General features: G+C 71.0%; 5 protein-coding genes. 1 reads left to right on the top strand and 4 read right to left on the bottom strand.

Features of this window, described 5'->3' with window-relative positions:
- From gatB to ligA, 4 genes are all read right to left on the bottom strand, one after another.
- On the bottom strand, window positions 1-1,244 hold a 1,244-nt coding region (gene gatB / locus AB3X52_RS11805), incomplete at its 3' end, for an Asp-tRNA(Asn)/Glu-tRNA(Gln) amidotransferase subunit GatB (RefSeq protein ID WP_367994272.1).
- Window positions 1,241-2,770 (bottom strand): Asp-tRNA(Asn)/Glu-tRNA(Gln) amidotransferase subunit GatA, encoded by a 1,530-nt coding sequence (gene gatA / locus AB3X52_RS11800; RefSeq protein WP_367994271.1) that lies wholly within the window; start codon window positions 2,768-2,770, stop codon window positions 1,241-1,243. The genes gatA and gatB, both read right to left, overlap by 4 nt.
- Window positions 2,767-3,066 carry an Asp-tRNA(Asn)/Glu-tRNA(Gln) amidotransferase subunit GatC gene (gene gatC / locus AB3X52_RS11795; protein WP_367994270.1) on the bottom strand — a complete coding sequence of 100 codons (300 nt, stop codon included), beginning with the start codon at window positions 3,064-3,066 and terminating at the stop codon, window positions 2,767-2,769. The genes gatA and gatC overlap by 4 nt, the downstream gene beginning before the upstream one ends.
- Before the next feature lie 115 nt (window positions 3,067-3,181).
- On the bottom strand, window positions 3,182-5,449 hold the full coding sequence (gene ligA / locus AB3X52_RS11790) for an NAD-dependent DNA ligase LigA (protein WP_367994269.1): 2,268 nt from the start codon (window positions 5,447-5,449) through the stop codon (window positions 3,182-3,184).
- Between the two features lie 242 nt (window positions 5,450-5,691).
- Between ligA and AB3X52_RS11785 the strand changes: the two genes are divergently transcribed.
- On the top strand, window positions 5,692-6,330 hold the full coding sequence (locus AB3X52_RS11785) for a TetR/AcrR family transcriptional regulator (protein ID WP_367994268.1): 639 nt from the start codon (window positions 5,692-5,694) through the stop codon (window positions 6,328-6,330).

Genomic DNA, 6,330 nt, shown 5'->3' with positions numbered 1-6,330 from the left:
GCCAGCTTGTCGTTGAGCGTCCCGGCGTCGACGAGCTTCTGGACCTCCGCGACCTCCGCCGGACCGACCGGGAGCTCGCTCAGCTCGACCCCGCTCTCGTTGGCCGAGCGGGCCAGCTCACCGAGCCACCACTTGCGGGCGGCCTGCGGCGCAGCGCCCTGGGCGATGGTCTGCTCCACGAGGCCGAGAGCGCCGGCACCCACGGTGTCGCGCATCTCCAGGTCGGAGAAGCCCCACTCCTGCTGCAGCCGGGATCGCCGCACGGCCGGGGGCTCGGGCAGCGTCGCGCGCAGCTCCTCGACCCACTCCCGCGACGGCGCGACCGGCACGAGGTCGGGCTCGGGGAAGTAGCGGTAGTCCTCCGCGTCGGACTTCTCCCGGCCCGAGGAGGTGGTGCCGGTGTCCTCGTGGAAGTGACGCGTCTCCTGCAGCACCGAGCCGCCCGCATCGAGGATGCCGGCGTGGCGCGACATCTCGAAACGGACCGCCCGCTCGACCGAGCGCAGCGAGTTGACGTTCTTGGTCTCGGTGCGGGTGCCGAGGATGCCACTCCCCTTCGGGGAGAGCGAGAGGTTCACGTCGCAGCGCATCGATCCCTGGTCCATGCGTACGTCGGAGACGCCCAGCCCGAGCAGGATCTCGCGCAGGGCCGCGACGTAGGCGCGCGCCACGAGCGGCGCCTTCTCGCCGGCCCCGACGATCGGCTTGGTGACGATCTCGATGAGCGGGATGCCCGCGCGGTTGTAGTCGACGAGGGAGTACTCCGCGCCCTGGATCCGACCGGTGGCACCACCGATGTGGGTGGTCTTCCCCGTGTCCTCCTCCATATGGGCGCGCTCGATCTCCACCCGGAAGGTCTCACCCTCGCCCTCTCCATCGGGCACGGTGACATCGAGCCAACCCTCGAAGCAGATCGGCTCGTCGTACTGCGACGTCTGGAAGTTCTTCGGCATGTCCGGGTAGAAGTAGTTCTTCCGGGCGAACCGGCACCACTCTGCGATCTGGCAGTTGAGCGCCAACCCGATCCGGATCGCCGACTCGACGGCCTTGCCGTTGACGACCGGCATGGCGCCCGGCAGGCCGAGACAGGTCGGGCAGACCTGGGTGTTCGGCTCCGCGCCGAAGGCCGTCGGGCAGCCGCAGAACATCTTGGTGCTCGTGTTGAGCTCGACGTGGACCTCCAGGCCCATCGCCGGGTCGTACTTCGTCAGCACCTCGTCGAACGGAACCAGCGTGTCGGTCATCGCGCACCCTCCAGCACGGGAGCCTTGGTGAGCAGCGGGCCACCCCACTGCTCGGTGAGAGCGGCCTCGGCGGCCGCGCCGACCCGGTAGAGCCGGTCGTCGGCGAGCGCCGGAGCCAGGATCTGCAGCCCGACCGGCAGACCGTCCTCCTCGGCGAGCCCGGCCGGCACCGAGATGCCGGGGACACCGGCGAGGTTGGCCGGGATCGTGGCGAGGTCGTTGAGATACATCGCGAGCGGGTCGTCGAGCTTCTCCCCCAGCTTGAACGCCGTGGTCGGCGCCGTGGGCGAGACGAGGACGTCGACCGCCTCGAAGGCCTTCTCGAAGTCACGGATGATGAGCGTGCGGATCTTCTGGGCCTGGCCGTAGTAGGCGTCGTAGTAGCCCGACGACAGCGCGTAGGTGCCGAGGATGATGCGGCGCTTGACCTCGTCACCGAAGCCGGCGTCGCGGGTCGCCTTCATGACCTCCTCGGCGCTCGGAGCGGCGACGCCCTCAGGGTTGACCCGCAGGCCGTAGCGCATGGCGTCGAACTTCGCGAGGTTGGAGGACGCCTCCGCCGGCAGGATGAGGTAGTAGGCCGCCATCGCGTGGACGAAGGACGGGCAGGAGACCTCGACGACCTCGGCGCCCATCTTCACCAGCTGGTCGACCGACTCCTGGAAGCGGGCCATGACCCCCGGCTGCCAACCCTCCCCCGCGAGCTCGGTGATGACACCGACGCGCAGACCGGAGAGGTCGCGGGACGCACCCTGGCGGGCCGCCTCGACGAGCCCGGTCACCGGCTCCGGAACGGAGGTGGAGTCCTTGTCATCGTGGCCTCCGATGAGCTCGTGCAGCAGCGCGGAGTCGAGCACGGTCCGGGTCACCGGGCCGGCCTGGTCGAGGCTGTTGGCGAGCGCCACGAGGCCGTAGCGGCTCACCGAGCCGTAGGTCGGCTTCACGCCGACGGTGCCGGTCACGGCGCCCGGCTGACGGATCGAGCCGCCGGTGTCGGTGCCGATCGCGAGCGGCGCCTCGAAGGCGGCGACGGCCGCGGCCGAGCCGCCACCGGAGCCGCCGGGGATCCGGTCGAGGTCCCACGGGTTGCGCGTCGGGCCGTAGGCCGAGTGCTCCGTCGAGGACCCCATCGCGAACTCGTCCATGTTGGTCTTGCCGAGGATGGGGAGGCCGGCCGCCTTCAGCTTCGCGACCACGGTGGCGTCGTACGGCGGAACCCAGCCCTCCAGGATCCGGCTGCCGCACGTGGTCGGCAGGCCCCGGGTGGTGAGGACGTCCTTCACGGCGACGGGGACGCCGTCGAGCGGGTGCAGCGGCGCGCCGGCGGCGCGCCGGGCGTCGGACTCGCGGGCCGCGGCCAGAGCGCCCTCGGCGTCGACGTGGAGGAAGGCGTGCACGCCGTTCTCGCCACCGTCGACCGCGGCGATGCGGTCGAGGTGGGCCTGGGTCAGCTCGACGGAGGTGACCTCGCCCGCGGCCAGGAGGTCAGCCAGCTCGGCGGCGGTCTTCCGGGTCAGGTCGCTCACTGCTCGTCCCCCAGGATCCTCGGCACGGCGAACCGCTGCTGCTCCACCGCGGGCGCGCCCGCGAGCGCCTCGGCGGGCGTCAGGCTCGGCTGGATCACGTCGTCACGGAAGACGTTGGTGATCGGGAACGGGTGGGAGGTCGGCGGCACGTCGTCGCCGGCCAGCCCCTGGATGGACGCGACCGACTCGAGGATCACCTGCAACTGGGGCGCCAGGTGGTCCAGCTCGGCGTCGTCGAGGTCGATCCGGGCGAGGTCGGCCAGGTGGGCGACCTCGTCTCGGCTGATTTCTGGCATGCGCTCATCCTAGGTGGCCGACGCTCCTCGCCTCCCGCCGGCCCGTGATCCTCGACCTCGGGTCCTCAGACGCGGCACGCACGTCTGAGGACCCGAGGTCGCTGTCAGAAACCTCCTAGGACAGCGCGTCGGGACCACCCTCGAGCAGGCTGGTGAACTGATCCTCGTCGAGGATCGGGATGCCGAGCTCCTCGGCCTTCGCCGCCTTCGAGCCCGCGTTGTCGCCGACGACGACATAGTCGGTCTTCTTCGACACCGAGCCGGATGCCTTGCCGCCGGCGGCGAGGATCGCCTCCTTCGCGCCGTCGCGGCTGTAGCCGGTCAGCGAGCCGGTCACGACGACGGTCAGCCCCGCCAGCGGCCCCGTCTCACCGCCGCCGGCCTCCGCCTGCTCCGCCATCGCCCGGGGCCCCGGGTGGCCCGGGGTGGCGAAGCGGACGCCGGCGCGCTGCCACGTCTCGACGATCTCACGGTGCCAGTCGACCTCGAACCACGCGACCACCTCGGCCCCGATGACGGGGCCGACCCCCTCCACCGCCGCCAGCTCCTCAGGACTGGCAGCACGGATCGCCTCGAGGGACCCGAACCAACCGGCGAGCGCGCGGGCCGCGACCGGCCCGACGTGGCGGATGTTGAGCGCGACGAGCTGGCGCCACAGGTCCTTCGTCTTCGCCTTCTCGAGCTCCTTGAGGAGCGTCTTGGCCTGCTCGGTCGGCTCCCACTCCGGCAGGGCCTCCCCCGCCGCCTCTGCCTCGGCCCGGCGCTTCTTGGTGTAGGTCCGCTTCTTGCGGAACGGCGTGCGCCGCTTGGCGACACCGCCGTCGTCGACCTTCGGCATCCCCGTCTCGGCGTCGCGCACGACCACCTCGATCGGCAGGAGCTGCTCCATGGTGAGGTCGAAGAGGCTCGCCTCGGTGTGGAGCGGCGGCTCCTCGGGCACCTCCGGCTGCGTGAGCGCGGCCGCCGTCACCTCGCCGAGCGCGTCGATGTCAAGGGCGCCGCGCGAGCCGATGTGCTCCACCCGGCCACGGACCTGCGCCGGGCAGGAGCGCGCGTTGGGGCAGCGCAGGTCGACGTCGCCCTCCTTCATCGGTCGCAGCGGCGTCCCGCACTCGGGGCACTCCCGCGGCATCACGAAGTCCTGTCGCGGGTATCCGTCGTCGGCGGCCGCCGCCACCGGCCCGACGATCTCGGGGATGACGTCGCCCGCCTTGCGCAGCACGACGATGTCGCCGATGCGCACGCCCTTCGCCTTGACGACGTCCTGGTTGTGCAGCGTCGCCTGGCGGACGGTCGAGCCGGCGACCTTGGTCGGCTCCATGACGGCGTACGGCGTCGCGCGTCCCGTCCGCCCGATGCCGACCTCGATCGCGAGGAGCCGGGTGTTGACCTCCTCGGGCGGGTATTTATAGGCGATCGCCCAGCGGGGCGCCCGGCTGGTGGAGCCGAGCCGACGCTGCATGTCGACGTCGTCGACCTTGATGACGACCCCGTCGATCTCGTGCTCGCTGACGTCGTGGCGGTGCTCGCCGTAGTAGGCGATGTAGTCCTGCACCTCCTCGAGCGTCGCCACCACGCGCGTCCGTGTGCTGGTCGGCAGGCCCCACGCCTTGAGCGCGTCGTAGGCGTGGGACTGGCTGGCCGGCTCGAAGCCCTCCCGGGCGCCGATCCCGTGGCAGACCATGCCGAGCTCGCGGCGGGCGGTGACCCGCGGGTCCTTCTGGCGCAGCGAGCCCGCGGCGGAGTTGCGCGGGTTGGCGAAGGGCGCCTTGCCCCCGGCGACCAGGGACTCGTTGAGCCGATCGAACGCCTCGACCGAGAGGAAGATCTCGCCGCGGACCTCCACCAGGTCCGGCACCGGGAACTCATCCGTGCCGGTCAGGGCATGCGGGATGGTGCTGATGGTCTTGACGTTGGGCGTGACGTCCTCGCCGGTGCGGCCGTCGCCACGGGTCAGCGCGCGGACCAGCCGGCCCTTCTCGTAGAGCAGGTTGATCGCAAGGCCGTCCACCTTGAGCTCGCACAGCAGAGGCGACCCGCCCGCACCATCGCGAGCGAGTCGGGCGTGCCACGCCGTCAGCTCGTCTGCGGAGAAGACGTTGTCGAGGCTCTCCATCGGCCGGAGATGGTCGACCGCCGTGAACTCGGTGGAGACCGCGCCGCCGACCTTCTGGGTCGGGCTGTCGGGGGTGCGCAGCTCGGGATAGCGCTCCTCCAGCGCCTCGAGCTCACGCATCTTGGCGTCGAAGTCGGCGTCCGAGAGCGTCGGGCTGTCGAGGACGTAGTAGCGGTAGCGCGCCTCCTCGATCTCCTCGGCGAGCTGCTGGTGGCTCACCCGCGCCTCGGCGGGCGGGGCACTGGGCTCGACGGTCGCATCGGTCATGGGTCCATCTTGCCGTGCGGCACGGACAGTTCCGCGCGGGCCCGGCGGGGGCGCCGTCGTCGCTGCGGACCGATCCTGTCCGCCATGCCTGCCACGATCGCTCCACCGCAGAGGCACCTCGAGCCTCGCACGCCCCAACCGGTCTAGACCAATCCGGAAAAAGAGCGGAACCGGGAACAGATCCGCCGCACCATGTCTTGGATGAAACGAAACAGTTTCGTTCCATCCCTTGGAGGAAGCCAGTGATCCGACCCAGCCAGTTGCCCGGGCTCCATCGCCCGCGCATCGAGGGCGACCGCGAGCTCGAGATTCTCACCACGACTCTCGACGTGCTCGCGGAGTCGGGCTATGACCGGCTCACGATGGACGCGGTCGCCAGCCGCGCCCGCGTCTCCAAGGCCACGCTCTACCGCCGCTGGAGGACGAAGGCCAACCTCGTCATCGACGCGCTGCTGGCCCAGAAGGAGCCGTCCGCCCCCGCCGACACGGGGTCGCTGCGCGGCGACCTGCTCGCGACGTTCTGCGGCATGGGCGGACTCACCGACGCCCGCCAGATCGCCGTCCTCGGCAGCGTCGTCACCGCGATCACGCGTGACGCCGAGTTCGCCGAGGTCTTCCGACGCGACTTCATCTGCCCCAAGGCCGACCTCAACATGGCGATCTTCGAGCGCGCCCGCGAGCGCGGCGAGATCCGTCCCGACGCCGATCTCGACGTCATCGTCCCTGCGCTGCCGGGGATCGTCCTGCACCAGATCTTCCTGCTGGGCGAGACCTCGACCACCGACCTCATCCGTCGCGTCGTCGACCAGGTGATCCTGCCTGCCGTCGCCGTCCGCGGAGCTCCCGCTGAATCCCAGATCGGATCCGAGACCAAGGACTGA

This window comes from Nocardioides eburneus (assembly GCF_040838215.1).
GTDB lineage: Bacteria > Actinomycetota > Actinomycetes > Propionibacteriales > Nocardioidaceae > Nocardioides > Nocardioides eburneus.
Note: the sequence above shows the minus strand (reverse complement) of the source record. Positions and strands in the feature narration are given on the sequence as shown.